19 protein-coding genes are annotated in these 19,294 nt (G+C 69.3%); 6 read left to right on the top strand and 13 right to left on the bottom strand.

Features of this window, described 5'->3' with window-relative positions; genetic code table 11:
- Positions 1–94: 94 nt before the first annotated feature.
- Positions 95–445: a RidA family protein gene (locus tag J5J86_RS19520; protein ID WP_209101017.1), complete on the bottom strand. Its 351-nt coding sequence runs from the start codon at positions 443–445 to the stop codon at positions 95–97.
- A gap of 551 nt (positions 446–996) precedes the next feature.
- Here J5J86_RS19520 and J5J86_RS19515 point away from each other — a divergent pair.
- Entirely contained in the window at positions 997–1,575 is a 579-nt protein-coding gene (locus J5J86_RS19515; protein WP_247658623.1) for a helix-turn-helix domain-containing protein, read from the top strand.
- 46 nt (positions 1,576–1,621) lie between these two features.
- Here the strand turns inward: J5J86_RS19515 and J5J86_RS19510 are convergent, their stop codons facing one another.
- From J5J86_RS19510 to J5J86_RS19495, 4 genes are all read right to left on the bottom strand, one after another.
- A complete protein-coding gene (locus J5J86_RS19510; protein WP_209101013.1) occupies positions 1,622–3,580 on the bottom strand; it encodes a MacB family efflux pump subunit in 1,959 nt (652 codons plus the stop codon).
- A gap of 3 nt (positions 3,581–3,583) precedes the next feature.
- The gene (locus tag J5J86_RS19505; RefSeq protein ID WP_209101011.1) at positions 3,584–4,819 is read right to left on the bottom strand and encodes an efflux RND transporter periplasmic adaptor subunit; all 1,236 of its coding nucleotides are present in this window, start codon (positions 4,817–4,819) and stop codon (positions 3,584–3,586) included.
- Entirely contained in the window at positions 4,809–6,329 is a 1,521-nt protein-coding gene (locus J5J86_RS19500) for an efflux transporter outer membrane subunit (protein WP_209101009.1), read from the bottom strand. Before J5J86_RS19500 ends, J5J86_RS19505 begins: the two co-directional genes overlap by 11 nt.
- Before the next feature lie 307 nt (positions 6,330–6,636).
- The gene (locus J5J86_RS19495; RefSeq protein ID WP_209101007.1) at positions 6,637–6,993 is read right to left on the bottom strand and encodes a winged helix-turn-helix domain-containing protein; all 357 of its coding nucleotides are present in this window, start codon (positions 6,991–6,993) and stop codon (positions 6,637–6,639) included.
- 261 nt (positions 6,994–7,254) lie between these two features.
- Here J5J86_RS19495 and J5J86_RS19490 point away from each other — a divergent pair, with 261 nt between their 5' ends.
- Positions 7,255–7,629, top strand: a complete 375-nt coding sequence (locus J5J86_RS19490; RefSeq protein ID WP_209101005.1) for an ArsR/SmtB family transcription factor — start codon at positions 7,255–7,257, stop codon at positions 7,627–7,629.
- Positions 7,630–7,636: 7 nt separating this feature from the next.
- Here the strand turns inward: J5J86_RS19490 and J5J86_RS19485 are convergent, their stop codons facing one another.
- The 4 genes from J5J86_RS19485 to J5J86_RS19470 all read right to left on the bottom strand — a co-directional run bounded on the left by J5J86_RS19485 (position 7,637) and on the right by J5J86_RS19470 (position 11,590).
- Complete coding sequence (locus J5J86_RS19485) at positions 7,637–8,188, bottom strand: NAD(P)-binding domain-containing protein (RefSeq protein WP_209101003.1); 552 nt, start codon at positions 8,186–8,188, stop codon at positions 7,637–7,639.
- 197 nt (positions 8,189–8,385) lie between these two features.
- A complete protein-coding gene (locus tag J5J86_RS19480; RefSeq protein ID WP_209101001.1) occupies positions 8,386–9,150 on the bottom strand; it encodes an SDR family NAD(P)-dependent oxidoreductase in 765 nt (254 codons plus the stop codon).
- Between the two features lie 145 nt (positions 9,151–9,295).
- Entirely contained in the window at positions 9,296–10,603 is a 1,308-nt protein-coding gene (gene hisD / locus J5J86_RS19475; protein WP_209100999.1) for a histidinol dehydrogenase, read from the bottom strand.
- 36 nt (positions 10,604–10,639) lie between these two features.
- Positions 10,640–11,590, bottom strand: a complete 951-nt coding sequence (locus J5J86_RS19470; protein ID WP_209100997.1) for a cyclase family protein — start codon at positions 11,588–11,590, stop codon at positions 10,640–10,642.
- 191 nt (positions 11,591–11,781) lie between these two features.
- Here J5J86_RS19470 and J5J86_RS19465 point away from each other — a divergent pair, with 191 nt between their 5' ends.
- The gene (locus J5J86_RS19465) at positions 11,782–12,534 is read left to right on the top strand and encodes a TetR/AcrR family transcriptional regulator (protein ID WP_247657717.1); all 753 of its coding nucleotides are present in this window, start codon (positions 11,782–11,784) and stop codon (positions 12,532–12,534) included.
- A gap of 31 nt (positions 12,535–12,565) precedes the next feature.
- Here the strand turns inward: J5J86_RS19465 and J5J86_RS19460 are convergent, their stop codons facing one another.
- Positions 12,566–13,465 (bottom strand): NAD(P)-dependent oxidoreductase, encoded by a 900-nt coding sequence (locus J5J86_RS19460; protein WP_209100993.1) that lies wholly within the window; start codon positions 13,463–13,465, stop codon positions 12,566–12,568.
- Positions 13,466–13,746: 281 nt separating this feature from the next.
- On the opposite strand from J5J86_RS19460, the gene J5J86_RS19455 reads away from it, so the two are divergent.
- Positions 13,747–14,187: a GlcG/HbpS family heme-binding protein gene (locus J5J86_RS19455; RefSeq protein WP_209100985.1), complete on the top strand. Its 441-nt coding sequence runs from the start codon at positions 13,747–13,749 to the stop codon at positions 14,185–14,187.
- 28 nt (positions 14,188–14,215) lie between these two features.
- Here J5J86_RS19455 and otnC read toward each other — a convergent pair whose 3' ends face one another.
- Both otnC and J5J86_RS19445 read right to left on the bottom strand, forming a co-directional pair.
- A complete protein-coding gene (gene otnC, locus J5J86_RS19450) occupies positions 14,216–14,899 on the bottom strand; it encodes a 3-oxo-tetronate 4-phosphate decarboxylase (RefSeq protein ID WP_209100983.1) in 684 nt (227 codons plus the stop codon).
- Positions 14,900–14,921: 22 nt separating this feature from the next.
- A complete protein-coding gene (locus J5J86_RS19445) occupies positions 14,922–15,908 on the bottom strand; it encodes a LacI family DNA-binding transcriptional regulator (protein ID WP_209100975.1) in 987 nt (328 codons plus the stop codon).
- Positions 15,909–16,161: 253 nt separating this feature from the next.
- On the opposite strand from J5J86_RS19445, the gene ltnD reads away from it, so the two are divergent.
- Together ltnD and otnK are read left to right on the top strand one after the other, a co-directional pair.
- The gene (gene ltnD, locus J5J86_RS19440) at positions 16,162–17,103 is read left to right on the top strand and encodes an L-threonate dehydrogenase (protein ID WP_209100973.1); all 942 of its coding nucleotides are present in this window, start codon (positions 16,162–16,164) and stop codon (positions 17,101–17,103) included.
- Between the two features lie 3 nt (positions 17,104–17,106).
- A complete protein-coding gene (otnK, locus tag J5J86_RS19435) occupies positions 17,107–18,381 on the top strand; it encodes a 3-oxo-tetronate kinase (protein WP_209100971.1) in 1,275 nt (424 codons plus the stop codon).
- A gap of 305 nt (positions 18,382–18,686) precedes the next feature.
- Here the strand turns inward: otnK and J5J86_RS19430 are convergent, their stop codons facing one another.
- The gene (locus J5J86_RS19430; RefSeq protein WP_209100969.1) at positions 18,687–19,283 is read right to left on the bottom strand and encodes a TetR/AcrR family transcriptional regulator; all 597 of its coding nucleotides are present in this window, start codon (positions 19,281–19,283) and stop codon (positions 18,687–18,689) included.
- Between the last annotated feature and the right edge of the window lie 11 nt (positions 19,284–19,294).

Here is a 19,294-nt window from a genome sequence, read left to right as displayed (position 1 = left end):
GTTTGTGTGTGGGACGCAAACTCCCGGCCGCCGTCCGGCTTCTGCGTCCGGACGGCGTCAGGCTGACGCGGGAACAGGGGAACGGGCCGGGCGGTCAGCCCGGCAAGGCGGCGATCACGGCCACCTCCACCTTGATGGCGGGATTGGCGAGGCGGGCTTCCACGCAGGCCCGCGCGGGCGCTGCGCCGGCCGGCAGCCAGGGGTCCCAGACCCCGTTGAAGGCGGCGAAGTCGCCAATATCCGGCAGCCAGACATTGGCGGAGAGGATGCGGCTCTTGTCGGTGCCGGCCTGCGCGAGGATGGCGTCGATCTTGGCCAGCACTTCAGCCGCCTGGGCGCCGATGGGCGCGGTCAGGTCGTCGGGCACCTGGCCGGAGACGAAGACAAAGCCACCGAAGACGGTGGCGGCCGAGAGGCGGGAACCGGGATTGATGCGGGTAATCATGCTGGAACCGGACCTCTCGCGGTGTCAGGATGGGCAAAGGCCCGCTTGGGCATGCCCGCGACGGAGAAGCACGCGACTGTCATGCGCGCGACCTGCATGCTCGCGACTTTCATGGCGGAAGCGGCTCCTTTCGGGCCGTCGGGGGGCTGGGCGGGAGCCGGGCGAAGCGGCGTGGACGCATCGAACCAAGTTTACCAACAGAAATCAACAGCCCAAATTCCAGCCAAAGCGCCCCCTGCCCGCTTTATGGGCTTCCGCGCCCGGATTTCCCTTGTATTCTGGCTGCAAACACATCCCTTGCCCAATCTTGGGTCTGGCTGTGCAAAAAATTTCTGCGAGTAAACAGGTTTACTGGAAGGCGCCAAGGCGCGCGCTCCTCGGCACCGGGCGTTGCGGCCTCCTCCCGCGCCCGTGCGTCACGCCTCCAGTAAACAGAAGCGCGCGACTTGGGCGGCGGTTGAAGCTATAAGACGGGCCAAGCGCGGGCGCTCACCGCGCGGTGGACCGGCCCCGGCTCCCGGGGCCAAGGAAGGACGGATCAGGTGCTCGACATGTCCCGGGCCGACCGGCTCGGCCCCAATCTGAAGGAATTGCGGCTGGAGCGCGGGCTCACCCTCGACAAGCTGGCCGGCATGAGCAGCCTGACCCGCGGCTATCTTTCCTTGGTGGAACGCGGCCTGAAGACGCCGTCCATCACCGCCCTCCTGCGGGTGGCCGATGCGCTCCAGGTGAACATCGCCCAATTGTTCGACATGAACGCAGCCCCCGCCCCCCGCTATACGCTCCACCGCGCGTCGGACCCGGAACTCTCCTCAATCGACGGCACGTTCGGCCTCACGCCGCTGGCGGCGGGGCGCACGCGCAAGATGATGGAGCCCTTCCTCATGACCCCCTCCACCGGCCCGGCCGCCAGGACGGGGCCGCGCTGGGCCCATGGGGGCGAGGAGATGCTGTTCGTGGTCTCCGGCCGCGTCTCGGTCAATCTGGGCGCCGAGGAACTGGTGATGGAGAAGGGCGACTGCCTTTATTTCTCCGGCGAGATCAAGCACGAGGTGCGCAGCCTCGGCCGCCAGAAGGCGCAGGTGCTCGTGGTCATCGCCCTGCCCGCCGAAGAAGCCAAACCCGCCTGAGCTAGACCAGCCTGAGCCAGACCAGCCTGAGCGAGACCCGCCTGAATCACACCCGCGACAGCGCCTCCACCGGATCGAGCCGCGCGGCGCTGCGCGCCGGCAGGAAGCCGAAGGCGATGCCGATGAGGCTGGAGCACAGCACCGCCGCCACGATGGAGGCCATCGAATAGACCGGCGCGAAGGGCGAGCCCATGATGGCAAAGACAACGCCCACGGAGAGCGCCAGCAGCACCCCCGAAATGCCCCCCGTCATGCACACCAGCACCGCCTCGATGAGGAATTGCTGGAGGATGTCCGACCGCCGCGCCCCCACCGCCATGCGCACCCCGATCTCCCCCACCCGCTCGGACACCGACACCAGCATGATGTTCATCACCCCGATGCCGCCCACCAGAAGCGAGATGACGGCGATGGCGGCGATCAGGAGGGTGAGGGTCTGGGTGGTGGCGGTGATGGTGCGGCGGATGTCGTCGGTGTTGAGGATGAAGAAGTCCTTGGTGCCATGGCGCTTCAGCAGGAAGTGGGTGAGCGCCTGCTCGGCGAGGTCCATGGCCACCTCGTCGCGGACCCGCACGGTGATGGAACGCAAGGTGGGGCTGCCCAGGAAGCGGGTCTGCACCGCCGTATAAGGCAGATAGATGGACAGGTTCTGGCTGCCGCCGAAGCCGGTCTGCTGGGCCTGTGTCACCCCCACCACCCGCACCGGCACGTCGCCCGCCAGGATCACCTTGCCCAGCGGATCGGTGCCGGCGGCGGAAAACAGAGTCTTGCGGGTATTCTCGTCGATCACCGCTTCCAGCGCCCGGTCGCGGACCGCGCTGCCATCAAAGAAGCGGCCGGAGGCGAGCTTCAGGCCCTTGGCGGCGAAATAGCTCTCGCTCACCCCGTTCACCAGCGCGCTCGCTTCCTTGGCGCCGTAGCGCAGCGTGCTGGAGGTGGAGACGGTTGGCGTCACCGCCGCCACGAAGGGCTGCTTGGCCAACTCGTTGGCATCGGCCACCACGAGGGTGGTGATCTTGCCCGAGCGCATGTCGCCGAAATCCTTGCCCGCGAAGATTTCCAGCGTGTTGGTGCCCAGCGCCGAGATGTTGGCGAGCACACGCTGGCGCGAGCCCTCGCCCAGCGCCACCACGCTCACCACAGAGGCTATGCCGATGATAATGCCCAGCATGGTCAGGAAGGTGCGCAGGCGATGGGCGTTCATGGAGAGCAGCGCCATGCGCAGCGCCTCCCCCACCCGGTCGAGCCGCGCCCGCCACAAATTGAGCGCGCGCGGCGTGGCCGGTGCCTCGATCGGCGCGGGAGCCGGCTCCGCCGGCCGGTTCGCACGGTCGGCGATGATGACGCCGTCGGAAATCTCGATGATGCGCCGCGCCCGCGCCGCCACCTGCATGTCGTGGGTGACGATGATGATGGTGCGCCCGTCGCGGTTGAGGTCCTCCAGGATCTTGAGCACCTCCTCGCCGCTGGCCTTGTCGAGGGCGCCGGTGGGCTCGTCGGCGAGGATGACCTGCGCATCGTTCATCAGCGCGCGGGCGATGGAGACCCGCTGCTGCTGGCCGCCCGAAAGCTGGCTCGGCCGGTGGAACAGGCGCGCGCCCATGCCGAGCCGTTCGAGAAGCCGTTGCGCGCGGGCAAGGCGCTGGCCGCTCGGCGTGCCCGCATAGACCGCCGGCATCTCCACATTGCCGAGCGCGGTCAGCTCGGACAACAGGTGATAGCGCTGGAAGATGAAGCCGAAATGCTCCCGGCGCAGGGCCGCCAGCTCGTCCGGATCAAGGCTGGCGGTCTCCCGTCCGGCGATCCGGTAGCTGCCGGACGAGGGCCGGTCGAGACAGCCAAGGATGTTCATGAGGGTGGACTTGCCAGAGCCCGAGGCGCCGACAATGGCCACCATCTCGCCAGCGGCGATGGTCAGGTCCACGTCTTTGAGCACGCACAGCATGCCCTCGCCCGCCGGAAATTCCCGGCGCAGCCCGGCAAGCGCGATGAGCGGCGCATCCATGGCTCAGAACCCCATGGGCCCGGGCGGACCGGAGCGGGTGGTCGTGGCGCCCGTGCGCTCGCCGGTCACCACCCGCTCGCCGAGCGCGAGGCCGGAGCGCACCTGCGCCATCACCTTGTCGTTGAGCCCGATCTCCACCCGCCGGGCGGTGAGCGTGCCATCCGCCGCCAGCACCCGCACCTCATAGCTGCCATCGCCCGCGCGGGCGCCGAGGGCGGCCGCTGGGATGACCGGCACGTCGGCAGCGGTGCCGAGCACGATATGCACTTCCGCCGTCATATAGGTGCGCAGCCGCCCCTCTGGGTTCGGCACGTCGAACACGCCGATATAATAGACGGCGGAGGAGGTGCTGGAGCTGGAGGAGGAACTGGAGGACGAGGTGGTGGACGTGCTGAAGGAGCTGTCCGACACGATGCTCTCCGGCGCCGGCTCGATAAAGCCGAGCTTCGCCTCGAAGCGGCGGTCGGGCTCGCCCACGATGGTGAAGAAGAGCGGCTGGCCGGGCGACACCTTGACGATGTCCGCCTCCGAGATTTCAGCCCGCACGGTCATCACATCCAATTGGCCGAGAATGACGATGGTGGGGGTGGTCTGGGCGGCATTCACCGTCTGGCCCTGCTGGCTGACGATGGCGAGCACCGTGCCGTCCATGGGCGCGGTGATGCGGGTGTAGCTCAGATTGGCCTCGGCGGTGGAGACCGCCACTTCCGCCTCGATGATCTGGGCCTCCAGCGCCGCGATCTGGGCGGCGATGGTCTTCACGCTGGCTTCGGCACTCTCGAAGTCCGCCTGCGAAACCGCCCGCTGGGCCACCATGGTGCGCTGGCGGGCCAATGTCTGGGCGTTCAGCACCTGGGTGGCGAGCTTTTCCTCCCGCTGGGCCCGCACATTGGCGAGAGACGCCTTGGCGGTGCGCAGGGCATTTTCCTGGGTGATGGAATCGATCTCCGCCACCAGATCACCTTTGCGCACCTTGTCGCCGAGGCGCACCTTGACGGAGGTCACGCGCCCCGACGCCTGGGACCCCACCGCCACGAGGCGGGAAGGTTTCAGGAGGCCGGTGGCGAGCACCGTCTCCTCGACGCTGCCATTGACCACCTGCGCCGTCATGAAGCCGGCGGCGGGATCGGCGGAAAGGCGGCTGCGCAGCATCAGACCGCCGGCCGCCAGCGCCGCCAGCACCAGCAGGATCAAAAGAAACCGCCGCCGGGACGGACGCACGGGCAGGTCACTGGCCATGGGTGGCGGTGTCCTTTGGAGGCAGGAAATCGGGCTTGGCGAAATGGGGGGCCATCTTGTCCACCACCTCCGGACGGGAGGTGTCGACGAAGCCGTCCCAGCCGCCGCCCAGCGCCTTGTTGAGGGCCACATAATCGGTGGCGATGGCCACCTTGCTCTGCAGCAGGGAATCCTGCGCCGAATAGAGCGAACGCTCCGCATCCAGCACGTCGAGGAAGCTGGTGGAGCCGCTCTCATAGAGCGCACGGGCAAGGCGGGCCGCCTCGCCATAGGAGGCGGCGCTCTGGCTGAGCTTTTCCACGCGCGCCCGCTCCTGGCGCAGCGCCACGGCGGCATTCTCCACGTCCTCGAGCGCGGTCAGCACGGCGGACCGATAGGCGATGAAGGACTGGTCGCGCTGGGCCTGCGTCCCCTCCACCGCCGCCTGGAGCTGGCCGCCATTGAAGAGGGGAACCGTCAGGCTCGGCCCGAAGGACCAGCTGATGGTGGAGCCCTTGGCGAGATCGCCGAGCTTGGTGCCTGTGGTGTTGATGGCGCCGGTGAGGCTGACACTGGGATAGCGCGCCGCCTCCGCCTGGCCGATGAGCGCCGTGGACTGGGCCAGTTGCCGCTCCGCCTGCCGTATGTCGGGGCGGGCGGTGAGGATGTTGGCGGGCACGCCGAGCGGCTGTCGCCCCGGCGGGGCGGGAATGGGGGCGGCGGCCGCGAGCCGCGCGGACAAGGCGGTGGGCGGCTGGCCAGTGAGCACGCTCAGCCGATGCACCGCCTGGGCATAGGAGGTTTCAAGGCTGGGAATATCGGCTTCCGTGCCGGCGGCGAGGCCATCCGCATTGGACACGTCCACGGCCGAGGCCCCGCCCGCATCAAACTTGCGCCGGGTGAGCGCCGCGGTCTCGCGCTGGGTGGCCGCCGTGCGGCGGGCGAGCGCGATGCGCGCCTGATAGCCCCGCGCCGACACATAATTGGAGGCGATGTCGCCGATAAGGGTCAGCAGGGTGGCGCGCAATTCGTCCTGCGCCGCCTGCTCCGAATAGAGCGCGGCCTCGGCGCCCCGCCGATTGGCGCCGAACACATCCAGCTCCCAGCTGGCATCAAAGCCCGCCTGATACTGGGTATAGGGGCCGGAGACTGTGACATCCCCGCCCCCGCCCACATTGGAGCCGTCATCGCCGCGCGTGGCGGTGGCATTGCCGGTCAGGCTGGGCAGGAGCGCGCCGAGGAACTGGCGATAGGAGGCCCGCGCCTCCCGCACTCGCGCCTTGGCGGTGGCCACGTCCAGATTGCCGGCAACCGCCTCGTCGATCAGCGCGGAGAGGGTGGGGTCCTTCAGCCGCCGCCACCATTGGGCAAGCTCCGGCGCCTGATACGGTGCGCGGGCGGGCGCCGCGCCCCATTGGGCGGGGACGGTCTGTGCTGGTGTCTCGTAATCGGGACCCACCGCGCAGGCGGAGACGGACGCCGCGCAGGCAAGCAGAAGGAGCCCGCGCAGCGCACCGGCGCGCGCAGCCATGGCACGCTTAAGGGCCAGGGCCGAGGCCAAAGCCAAGGCCAGGACTGGGCGCGATCGGGCCAAAAGGTCGAGGGAAGCAGCCAGTCGTCTCGGCACCACGGGTCTCGGCAAGGAACCATCCAAAGGAGATCATGGCCGCCGGCCGCAACCCGGCGTCAGGGCGTCATCGGGCTGACATCGGCCCGGCGACCGGACCTGTGTGCCGCCCGAAGCGCTCCGGCGCAAAGGGAGATTTGTAAGTTAATTCCGCGCTTTGTTGCTGAAGGTTTCGGCCGGCGCTGGCGGCGCTCGGCCGCTGGGGAAGCGCTCACGCCCCGGCCGGGGCGGGCGCGGCCAGTTCGCGGGACAGGGCCGCCAGATGGGTGGCGGCGGCCTCGGTGGCCGCCTCTTCGATGGCCCGGTAGCGCGCGACGAGCGTGAGGCCGAAGGGGGTGAGCAGCGCGCCCCCGCCGCGCCGGCCGCCGGTCTGCGCCGTCACCACCGGCGTGCCGAACATGCCGTTCAACTCCTCCACCAATTCCCAGGCGCGGCGATAGGACATGTCCATGGAGCGCCCGGCGGCGGAGATGGAACCGAAGGCGGCGATCTTCTCCAGAAGCTCGATCTTGCCGGGGCCGACGCGCTGGCCGGGCGCGAGGTCGATGCGTACGCTCAAGGCCGCCATGGGTCCGCCTGAAAGGAATGCGCCCCGCGCGGGGCTTCGGTTCGGAACGGCAGTCTAAAGCACCCGGCGGCGGCGCGGCAATGCGAAGCGTGTGAATAACGAAGCACAGGCGGACCGGAGGCCCGCCCCGCGCCCAGCCTACCGCAAGATGTTGGTTTTCATTGAACAGGGCGCATCATTTGCGCGCCGCGCGGGGTTCAGCCACCTGGGTGTCGTGCGGTAGATGGCTTGCGAACGTTATATCCAATTGGATATAATGAAATGCATCACGGAGCAGCGAAGGCACGCGCCATGGCAGGGTACGGGCAAGGGCCCACGGACGATGTCTTCCATGCCCTCGCCCACCCGGCGCGCCGAGCGCTTCTGGATCTGTTGCGGGCGGGGGACAAGGCCGAGGCGGAACTGGCCCGTGCGCTCCGCCTGAGCCGGGCGGAGCTGGCCGAGCACGCGGCCCATCTGGCGCAGGCGGGTCTGGTCTCTCGCAAGGAGGATGCCGCCGGCGCCGCGCGCCTCAGCCTCACACCGGCGGCGCTTGGCCCGGTGGATGCGTGGCTCACCCCCTACCGGCCCTTCAAGCTGGTGCGCATGGCCGATTTCCAGCGCCTGGTGGAAGCCGAGCGGCGCAACGGGCGCTGAACTCCCCTCACACGCACATCAGCGGGGCGCACAGGCGCGCGCGGGCGGCGGTGGCGGTGCCGGCTTCCCCCAGATAGTCGATGCGGGCGCAGATCTGGTCGAGGATGGGGCGGGCCTTTTCCACATCCTCCCGGCTGCCGGCGGCAAAGCCCAGCATGCGGCCAGCCTTCATCTCGCCCAGCGTGCCCAGGACCTGGCATTCCACGAAGGCGCCGCCGGCGGCCTTCACCCGCGCCGCCCGGTCGGAAGCACGGCCGGTGGGCACCTCGCCCATTTCCACCACCAGCTTGCCGTCGAGGTGGCTGGAGAGCAGGCCGCACGGCCCGTCATAGGCCTGCACGCCCGCATGGGCCTCCAGGCGCGTGATGACGGCATCGCAGCGGCTGGCCAGCGCGCAGAGGCCCATTTCGCAGGCGCCGGAGGCGCGGGCGCGGCCGCAAATATCGTCGGAATGCACCACCTCGTGTCCCGCCGCAGACAGGCGGCCGGCCAGCGCCGCGCCGGTCCGCGCGGGCGCTAGGATGGCGATGCGCATCGCCTCTCGCTCGGCCTGTTGCATGGCCTTGTCTCCCTTGGCACCTCCCAGCGGCCCGCCGGTCTGTGCCGGGGTTCCGCGTGCCGTTCTTGTACGGATGCCGCCTTGGCGGGCCGCATCCGGGATCAGTGTTTCCTGACACGCCTCCGGGCGCAAGCCCCCGAAGAAAGCGTCCGAAGAAAGCGTCCAGGAAAGGGCGCGTACGCCGGGGCGCACTGCCCTCAGTCGGCGGTCCAGCCGCCATCCACGAGCACGGAGGAGCCGGTCATCAGCGAAGAGGCATCGCTCGCCAGGAACAGCACCGCCCCCATGAGATCCTCCACCTGCCCGAGCCGCCCCAGCTTGATCTTGGTGAGCACGCTCTCCTTGAAGCCGGGCTGCTCCAGGAAGGGGCGGGTCATGGGGGTCTCGATGAAGGTGGGGGCGATGGCGTTCACGCGCACCTGATGGGGGGCCAGATCCACCGCCATGGCCTTGGTGAGCCCCTCGATGGCCCATTTGGTGGAACAATAGACCGAGCGCCGCGCCCCACCCACCTGCCCCATCTGCGAGGAGGTGTGGATGATGGAGCCGCCCCGCCCCGCATCCACCATGCCCCGCGCCACCACCTGGGCGACGAAGAAAGCGGCGCGGACATTGAGGTCCACGACGGCGTCGTAATCCTCTTCGGTCACGTCGAGAAAAGAGGCCGGCCGGTTGGCGCCGGCATTGTTGAAGAGCACGTCGAACGGGCCGGCCGCGCCGATCACTTCGCGCACGCGCGCCACGTCGGTCACGTCCAGGGCGAGCGCGGTCGCCTTTTGGCCACGGGCGCGGATGGCGGCGGCGGCCTCCTCGATCTCACCGGCGGAGCGGGCGACGAGGGTCACGTCGGCGCCGGCATCGGCCAGCACGGCGGACGCGGCAAGGCCGATGCCGCGGCCCGCGCCGGTCACCAGCGCGCGCTTGCCGGACAGGTCGAAGGTCGGCTTCCTGGGCAGGTCCATGCCAGTCTCCTGAAAAAGGGGGGACCGCGCCGGGCGGCGGCCGGGCGCGGGAATCGGAAGGCGCCCAACCCCTTACGGGATCGGGCGGGGCGATTGAAGCCGATCCGAGAAGGAACCCGCGCGGGTAAAGCGCGCGGGGCCAGGCCTATTCGGCCGCCGAGGCGTAGGGCACATTGCGCCCGCCATAGCGGCGCACGCGCACATTGGCCTGCTCCGCATGGCCGGCAAAGCCCTCCAGCATGCACAGGCGCGAGCAATATTCGCCGATCATGGCCGAGGCCTCGTCGGTGAGCACGCGCTGATAGGTGCAGGTCTTCAGGAACTTGCCCACCCACAGGCCGCCCGTATAGCGGGCCGACTTGAGGGTCGGCAGCGTGTGGTTGGTGCCGATCACCTTGTCGCCATAGGCCACATTGGTGCGCGGGCCGAGGAACAGGGCGCCGTAATTGGTCATGTTGCGCAGGAAATAGTCCGGGTCCACCGTCATCACCTGCACATGCTCTGAGGCGATGCGGTCGGCTTCCGCCACCATCTCCTCATAGCTGTCGCAGACGATCACCTCGCCATAATCCGCCCATGCCTTGGCGGCGGTCTCGCCGGTGGGAAGGATGGCGAGGAGGCGTTCCACCTCGGCCATGGTCTCCTGCGCGAGCTTTAGCGAATTGGTGAGCAGGATGGCCGGCGAATTGGCCCCGTGCTCAGCCTGGCCCAAGAGGTCGGTGGCGCACATCTCGGCGTCCACGCTCTCGTCGGCGATCACCAGCGTCTCGGTGGGGCCGGCGAAGAGGTCGATGCCCACGCGGCCATAAAGCTGGCGCTTGGCCTCGGCCACGAAGGCGTTGCCGGGGCCAACCAGCATGTCCACCGGGGCGATGGAGGCGGTGCCCAGCGCCATGGCGCCCACCGCCTGGATGCCGCCGAGGCAATAGATTTCGTCCGCGCCCGCCAGATGCTGGGCGGCGACGATGGCGGGAGCCGGCTTGCCCTGATAGGGCGGCGCGCAGGTGATGATGCGCTTCACCCCCGCCACCTTGGCGGTGATGACGGACATATGGGCGGAGGCGAGCAGCGGATACTTGCCGCCGGGCACGTAGCAGCCGACCGAATTGACCGGGATGTTCTTGTGCCCGAGCACCACGCCCGGCAGCGTCTCCACCTCGATGTCCACCATCGATTCGCGCTGGCGCTGGGCGAAATTGCGCACCTGCGTCTGGGCGAAGCGGATGTCGTCGAGATCGCGCGCGGTGAGCTGAGCAAGGCACGCCTCGATCTCGGCGTCGGAGAGGCGGAAATCCTCCCGATCCCAGCCGTCGAACTTCACCGAAAGTTCGCGCACGGCGGCATCGCCCCGTGCCTCGATGTCGGCGAGGATGCCCTCCACCGTCGCGCGCACCTTCGCCTGATCGTCCGCGCGCGCGGCGGCATCGCGGCCGCGCTTGAGAAATTCAGCCATGCTGGCGTCCTCCTCGTGCCGGGTGTAACGCCGGCCTCACTTGATGGCCTGGGGATTGATGGGCGAACCGGCGCCGCCGGGCAAGTGCATGGGCGGGGCGCAGAAGAAGAACTCATAGACGCCGTCGGCGGCGCAATCGGCCGCCAGTTCCTTCACATAGAAAATCTCGCCCATGGAGATGCCGATGGCGGGAATGACCACCCAGTGCCAGGGCTGGTTGGCCTCGTCCGTCTCGTTGGGGCGCACCTCGCAGCCCCAGGTGTCCGAGCAGATGGCGGCGATGTCGGTCTCGCGGATCCAATAGCAGGTCTCGAACGCAAAGCCCGGCGCGGCGCCGCCCGCATAGCCCGACCAGTCGCCCTTGGCGAGGCAGCGCTCCTGGTGGCCAGTGCGCACGATGACGAAATCGCCCTTGCGAATCTCCACCTTCTGGTCGGCGGCGGTGTCCTTGAGGTCGGCGATGGTGATGGCATAGCCATCGTCCAGGCTGTCCACGCCCTTGAAGCGGGCCACGTCCAAGAGCACGCCCCGGCCCACCATCTTGTCGCGCACATGCTCGATGCCAAGCTTCTTGGCGCCGCGCGCGTCCACGAGGCGGGCGTCATAGCCGTTGTACATCTTGTCATCGAGGAAGATGTGGCAGAGCGCGTCCCACTGGGTGGAGGCCTGGCAGGGCATGTTGATGGCGTCGTCCGCATAGCGAAGATACGGCGCGGGCGTGTCCTGATTGCCGGCGGCAGCGTCCGTGCCGGTGGCCAGCATGGTGTGAATGGGGTTCCACCGGCCGCCGAACAGGCCGGACTGTATGGGCTCCTTCAGCGACAGGCCGAGGGCGAACGTCCGGCCCTTGCGGATGAGCTTGCCGGCATTGACCACATCCTCGGGCGACACGTTGTTCAGCGTGCCGATCTGGTCGTCCGCGCCCCAGCGGCCCCAGTTGGAGAGCTTCTCGGCGGCTTCATAAATGGCGGCGCGATTGACCTTCACGGCATCCTCCGAATTTTGTTATCGATCGATAAATACATGATGCTAGGATGAGCGCAAGGCCCTCACCGGGGCATCTGTGCGGTTCGGTCACCGGAGGCTCGGACCCGCGCAGGTTGAAACCGGCGGAAAGAGCGGCTCTATGGATGAGCCCTCCGCATGGCGGGCGGGGGGACGAGGCGGGAGGGGCGAGCGTGGCAGGCAAGACGGCGCAGCCGGCGGAAAAGAAGGACAAGACGGCGCAGCCGGCGAAAGCGAAGGGCAAGCAGGCGACGCAGGGCGAGGCCGGTTCCAGCGACGCGCCTGCAGCGGCCGGTGCCGGGCGCAAGCACCGGCTCTCCGCCGAGGACCGCCGCCGCGACATCCTGGAAAAGTCCATCGCCTATTTCGCGCAGGTGGGCTTTGACGGCGGCACCCGGGAGCTGGCCCGACACCTGGGCACCACCCAGCCCCTGCTCTACCGCTACTTCCCCAACAAGGACGCGCTGATCCAGGAAATCTACAAGGTGGTCTATCTCGACCAGTGGCGCCCCGCCTGGGACGTCCTGCTGGAGGACCGCACCCGGCCGCTGCGCGAGCGGCTCCAGGTCTTCTATGAGGAGTATACGGATGTCATCCTCACCCCCCACTGGATGCGGATCTATTTCTTCGCCGGCCTGAAGGGCGTACCCATCAATGAGCGCTATCTGGCTCTGGTGGAGGAGCGCATCCTCACCCGCATCATCCGTGAGTTTCACCGCGAATGCGGCCTACCGGTGCCCGCCACGGTCTCGCCCGAAGACCTGGAGATCGCCTGGGACCTCCAGGGCGGCATCTTCTATTATGGCGTGCGCAAATATGTGTACCGCTCGCCCGTGCATGTGGAGAAGCCGGCCATGATCGCCCAGGCGCTGGACGTGTTCTTCGCCGGCTACAAGGCGGTCCTTTCCCGGCGCAACGGACTTTAGACCGCGCGCCGGGACCCCAGACTGCCAATCCTCAGTCCTTCCGGCACATGTCCTTCAGCACGCCGAAGAGGGCCGCCGTGTCCTCCTGGTTCCGCCCGGCGGCGAGCGCCGCCACATAGAAGGGCACCGCCGCCGCCATGAGCGGGATGGGCGCCTTCACGTCCTTGGCGAAGTCTGAAATGAGGGCGAGGTCCTTCATATAGACCTCCATCTTCATGGTGGCCGGCTCGTAGCGCTCCTCGATCATCAGCGGGCCGCGCACCTCGAACATGCGCGAATTGCCGGCCCCGTCGCGGATGGCATCGAACACCATGTGCAGGTCGAGGCCGGAGGACTGGGCCAGAAGCAGCGCCTCGGCGGTGGCGAGGTTGTGGATGGTCACCAGGTGGTTGGCCACGAACTTCAGCTTGGTGCCGGCGCCGAACGGGCCCACATAGCGGGTGTTGCGGGCAAAGCCGTCGAACACGGGGCGAAGGCGGGTGACCGCCGCCTCGTCGCCGGAGGCATAGAGCACGAGATCGCGCACCGCCGCCTGGGCGCCCGTGCCGCTCACCGGGCAGTCCAGCACATGCACGCCTTTGGGCGCGAACACGTCGCGGCAATAGTCCTTGGCCTTCAGCGGGAAGGTGCTCATCTCCACCACCACCGCATCGGGGCGGATGGAATGGATCATGCCGTCCGGACCCGCGCACACGCTCTGGAGCGCCTCCACGGACGCCAGCGCCACCAGGATGGTGTCGGCGGCTTCCGCCACCCCGCGCGGCGTCGCCGCCACGGTGCCGCCGGCCTCGGTGAGTGCCACAAGCGCGGCGGGGGCCACGTCGAAGCCCACCACCGGGAAGCCGGACTGAAGCAGGTTGCGGGCATAGGCCATGCCCATGATCCCCAGGCCCACGATACCCACAACGGGCTTTGGCGCCGCATCCGACATGGCGTTCCTCCGGTTTGTTTTCGAGCTAGAATGAGGGCGAAAGAAAGGGATATGAGCCGGCGGAGCACCAGGCTCCGGCCTGAGGCCGGCCCGGTCATAAGTGCTGGCGCGCCAGCCGGTCGCGCTCTTCCGAAATAAGTGACACATAAGGGCCTGACAACACTTATCGAGCGATAACAAATGCGCGACGGCGCCGCATCTGCAGCCCTAATGGGAGCCATCAGCGCCGCTGCTGCCCCTCCCCTCTCACCCCCCGTTTCCCCTTCCGTGAGGATCTTTGCATGACCATTTCGCTGACTGAGGCCGTTGCCTTGGTGGACGCCGCCCTCGCCCGCGGGCGCGAGCTGAATTTCGCCCCGCTCACCGTGGTGGTGCTGGACCCCGGCGGCCATCCGGTGGCGCTGAAGCGCGAGGACGGCTCGGGGATCATGCGTCCCGAGATCGCCACGGGTAAGGCGTGGGGCGCGCTCGGCATGGGCCTCGGCTCGCGGGAGATGGGCGAGCGCGCCGCCAAGGTGCCGCACTTCGCCAATGCCCTCATGGCCGCCAGCGGCGGGCGCGTGGTGCCGGTGCCCGGCGGCGTGCTGATCTGGAAGGACGGCAAGCTGATGGGCGCGGTGGGCATTTCCGGCGATACGTCGGACAATGACGAGATCTGCGCGCTGGCCGCCATCGCCGCCATCGGCTGCATCGGCCAGACGGGCGCCACCCCGCCGGCGTGAGGCACAAGGGGGCGGGCGCACCGCCCCCTTACTCCTGCGAATGATCGTGCCCGTGATGGTCGTCCACCTCCGGCAAGGTCAGGCCGAAGGTCTTCACCAGGTCCGCCACCTGCTCGGGCGAGAGATGGCGCGGGTTGAGGCCGCGCAGCAGGAGATAGAGCTTGGCCGTCTCCTCCAGCTCCTCCATGGCAAACACCGCCGCCTCCAGCGTGTCGCCCGCCACCACTGGCCCGTGATTGGCCAGCAGCACCGAGGAATAGCGCCCCGCCAGCCCCCGGATGGCGCCCGCGACCGCCGGATCGCCGGGCCGGTAATAGGGCAGCAGCGCCGTGCGGCCGGCGCGCATGAGATAATAGGGGGTGAGCGGCGGCAGAGCGGCCTTGGGGTTGATCTCCGGCAGCAGAGAGAGCGCCACCGCATGGGTGGAATGCAGATGCACCACCGCCCGCGCGCCGGAGCGGGTGTCATAGAGCGCGGTGTGGAGCGGGATCTCCTTGGTGGGCGCATCGCCCTCCAGCAGGCGGCCATTGGCATCGAGCCGCGAGAGACGGGCGGGATCGAGGAAGCCCAGCGAGGCATTGGTGGGCGTCACCAGCCAGCCGCCATCCTCCAGCCGCAGCGAAATGTTGCCGGACGAGCCCGGGGTCAGCCCGCGCTCGAACAGCGACCGGGCGAACCGGCAGATTTCCTCCCGCAGCCGCGCCTCGCTCATGCGTGTCTCCCTTATGTGGGCCTCAGGCGGTGGCGCCGGGCACCAGTTCAAATCCCACATCCACCTTTTGCGCCGGCGCCCCGGCGCCGATGAGGCGGGCGGCGATAGCCCCCACCGCCACGCGCGGGGTGCGCAAGGTGGCGAGCGGCTGCGGGGTCAGCCGCGCCACGTCGAGGCCGTTATAGCCGAACAAAGCGAGCCGCTCGGGCACCGCCACTCCCCTGGAAAGGCACATGAAATAGCCGCCCAGCGCCATGTCGTCATTGGAGAAGTAGACCGCCTCCAGGCCCCGCGCCCGCGCCAGCAGGCGCTCCAGCCCGTCGCGCCCCAGTTCCACCGAGGAGGGGGCGGAAAAGACTTCGCGCTCCGGCGGCGGCAGGCCGGCCTCGGCGAGCGCCGCCTCGAAGCCCTTCAGGCGCTTGGCGGCGCGGGTGTCGCGCACCAGGTCGTGGCCCACATAGCCGAACCGCCGGTAGCCGCGCGCCAGCAAATGGCGGGCGCTGGCATGGCCGGCGGCGGCGTTGGAAAAGCCCACCACGATGTCCATGCCTTCGCCGTCGGTGTCGAGCACCTCCACAACCCGCGCGGCGCCGCCCGCCAGCAGAACCCGCGTCTCGTCCGCATGTTCGAGGCCCGCCAGCATGAGGGCAGCCGGCCGCCAGGCGAGCATCCCTGCCACATGGGCGGCTTCCCGGTCGGCATCATATTCGCTGACCGCGATCACCGGCTGGAAGCCTTCCTCTTCCAGCGCCCCGCTGGCGCCCCGCAGGAGATCGGCGAACACCACATTGGCCAGCGAGGGCACCACGATGCCCACCAGCTTGGAGCCGGCCGAGGCCAGCGTCCCGGCGATGCGGTTGGGCACATAGCCCAGCTCCCGCACGGCGGCGCGCACCCGGGCGCGGGTCTTCTCGGAGACCGCCCCCTCCCCGCGCAGCACGCGCGAGACGGTGCTCTCCCCCACCCCGGCCCTTTCGGCCACATGGGCGAGGGTCACCGTTTCCCGCATCCGGCCCGACCCCTGTTCCGCCACCGCCTGATCCTCCCAACCGCGCCATTTTCCACGCCGCAGGGCACCGCCGCAAGCAAATTGGCAGCGCTGCCAAAAACCCATTGGCAGCGCTGCCAACGCCTTCTATAGCTGTCCTCCCGACGCTCCAATGCCGGCGGCCGCGACGCCCGCCGCAGCGGGAGCGCACCGGCAAAAGGGCGGCGCGCCCCGGCGCAGGCGGCCGCCGGGAGGATTGCGCCCGGAGCCTTTCATGTCCCCCTCGCCCCACCCCGCTTCTCCCGGCGCCCCGCGCGCCGCTGTCATCGGCCTCGGCTCCATGGGCTACGGCATGGCCGCCTCGCTCCTGCGCGCGGGCTTTGCCGTCACCGGCTTCGACGTGGCGGCCGAGCCCATGGCGCGGCTTCAGGCGGAAGGTGGTTCCGCCGCCGCCAGCCCGGCGGAGGCCGTGCGCGGCGCGGATGTGGTGGTGAGCGTGGTGGTGAACGCCGCCCAGACCGAGGCGGTGCTGTTCGGGCCCTCCGGCGTGGCCGATGCCATGCCCGAGGGCGCCGTCTTCATCTCCAGCGCCACCATGGATCCGGACGTGGCCCGCCGCCTGGCCTCAACGCTGGAGGCGCGCGGCCGGCTCTATCTGGATGCCCCCATTTCCGGCGGCGCCGCCCGCGCCGCGAAGGGCGAACTGACCGTGCTCGCCTCCGGCCGGCCCGAGGCCTTCGCCAAGGCCCGCCCGGCGCTGGAAGCCATGGCCGCCAAGGTCTATGCGCTGGGAGACGCGGCCGGCACGGGCGCCGCCTTCAAGATGATCAACCAGTTGCTGGCGGGCGTGCACATCGCCGCCGCGTGCGAGGCCATGACCTTCGCGGCCAAACAGAATCTCGACCTCGCCAAGGTCTATGAGGTCATCACCGCCTCGGCCGGCAATTCCTGGATGTTCGAGAACCGTATGCCCCACGTCCTGGCGGGGGATTACAAGCCCCTGAGCGCAGTGGAAATCTTCGTGAAGGATCTCGGCATCATCCAGGACATGGCGCGCTCCGCCCGCTATCCCGTGCCGCTCGCCGCCGCCGCCTTGCAGATGTATCTGGCCGCCGCCGGCGCCGGCATGGGGCGGGACGATGATTCCTCCCTCGCCCGGCTCTATGCCCAGCTCTCCGGCACCACCCTGCCGGCCTCCCAGACCGAGGAGGCCTGAGCCATGGCCCTGCCGCTCGCCGCCATCGCCGACGACTATACCGGCGCCTCGGATCTCGCCAACACCTTCACCCGCGCGGGCCTGCGCACCGTGCAGACCATCGGCCTGCCGCCCGGCGACTTCGCCTTGCCCGAGGTGGATGCGGTGGTGGTGGCCCTGAAAAGCCGCTCCATTCCCGCGCCCGAGGCGGTGGCGATGGCGCGCACCGCCCGGGACTGGCTGGAGGCGCGGGGCGTCGGTCACATCCTGTTCAAGATCTGCTCCACCTTCGATTCCACCGATGCCGGCAATATCGGCCCCGTCACCGATGCCTTGCGCACCGATGCGGGCGCTCCGCTGGCCCTCGTCACCCCCGCTTTTCCCGAGACCTTGCGCACGGTCTATCAGGGCCATCTTTTCGTGGGTGACCTGCCCCTGAATGAAAGCCCGCTGAAGGACCATCCGTTGAATCCCATGCGGGATTCCGACCTGCGGCGGGTGCTCGCCCGCCAGTCCGCCCATCCGGTGGGGCACCTGCCCCTTTCGGTGGTGGAAGCGGGCGACGGGGCGGTGGCCGAGCGGTTCGCATCCCTCGCCGCCGCCGGCATGGGCGCGGTGATCGCCGATGCGGTGTTCGAGCGGCACCTGGAGACACTGGGCCGCGCCGCCCTCGGCCACAAGGTCTCCACCGGCGCCTCGGGCCTGGGCCTGGGCTTGGCCCGCGCTTTGGTGGCTTCGGGGGCGGTGGCGCCTCGTGCGGGCGCCGCCCCCTTCGCTCCGGTGGGCGGGCCGGCAGCCATTCTGGCGGGCAGTTGCTCCGCCGCCACGCTGGAGCAGTTGCGGGTGGCGGAGCGCACCATGCCCGTCCTAAGGCTCGACGGCACCCGCCTCGTCACCGATGCGGACGCCGCGCTGGAAGACGCCCTGGACTGGGCCAGGGCGCGAATGGCGCCAGGCCCGGTGGTGATCGCAGCCAGCGACACGCCGGAAGGGGTGCGTGCGCTCCAGGCCCGGTTCGGGCGGGAGGCCGCCGGCCATGCCATCGAGCAGGCCTGCGCCACCTTGGCCGAGCGCCTTGTGGCCTCGGGCGTCCATCGCCTCATCGTGGCGGGGGGCGAAACTTCCGGCGCGGTGGTGGATCGCCTGATGATCCCCGCTTTCCAAGTGGGCCCGGAAATCGCCGCCGGCGTGCCCGTTCTGGCCGCCCTCGGCACGCCCAAGCCCCTGCGCCTCGCCTTGAAGTCCGGCAATTTCGGCGGCCCGGACTTTTTCGCGCGGGCGCTGGTGCAGGTGCGGTGAGGGGTAGATGCGGTGAGGAGCAGGCCGGGTTTCAAACGGCCGAGGTCCGGCGATTGATTTGGAACGGAAAGCGCGCCACGCTTTTCTTCCCTGCCAACCGCTTGCAGCCGTCCACACGCCCCGACGCACCCTCTCCATCGGTCATGGCCGGGCTCGTCCCGGCCATCCACGGAGAATGACCGGGCGCCCCCTTTCCGGCGTCGCACGAGCGGATGGCCGTGGATGCCCGGGACGAGCCCGGGCATGACCGTAAAGGGCGCTGCGGCCTGGATCTCGTCCGTCCGGTGGCCGAACGCTCCGCCCCCTCACCCCACCGGATAAAGCAGCCGCGCCAGGTCCCGCGCCGTCGCCCGCAGGCGGGTGGGATCACCGTGGACGCGCTCCATCACCGCAAGGCCGCGCGTGAAGGTCACGATGAGGCGCGCCGCGTCCGGGGGCGGCAAGGCGAGGCCGGCGCGGGCCTCTGGCCGGTCCAGGGCGGTGCCGATCGCGGTCTCAAGGCGGGAGAGAAGTGCACGCACGCGCACGGCGACCTTGGGGCTGGCCAGATCCCCCTCGGCGGCCAGCCGGGTGGTGAGGCAGCCGCGCGCGGCGTCGTTGAAGGTCATGTTGGCGATCAGCGTCTCGAACAGGCGCTCCAGGCCGGCAGCGCCCGGCGCGCCCGCGAGCGCAGATTCCACCGCACCGACGATGCGCGCCTCGTAAGCATCGAAGGCGCGCAGGAACAGGGCTTCCTTGTCGCCATAAGCGTTGTAGAGGCTGCCCCGCTGCACACCGGTGGCCTCGGCAAGGTCGCACATGGAGGTGGCCTCGAAGCCCTTGCGGCGGAACACCGCCTCGGCCCGCGCCAGCACCTCGTCCTCCTCGAACCGCCGCACACCCGCCATCGTCACCCCTCGCACGCCCGCCCTTC

It is taken from the genome of Aquabacter sp. L1I39 (assembly GCF_017742835.1).
GTDB lineage: Bacteria > Pseudomonadota > Alphaproteobacteria > Rhizobiales > Xanthobacteraceae > L1I39.
The sequence above is the reverse complement of the archived record's forward strand: the minus strand, read 5'-3'. Positions and strand labels throughout refer to the sequence as shown.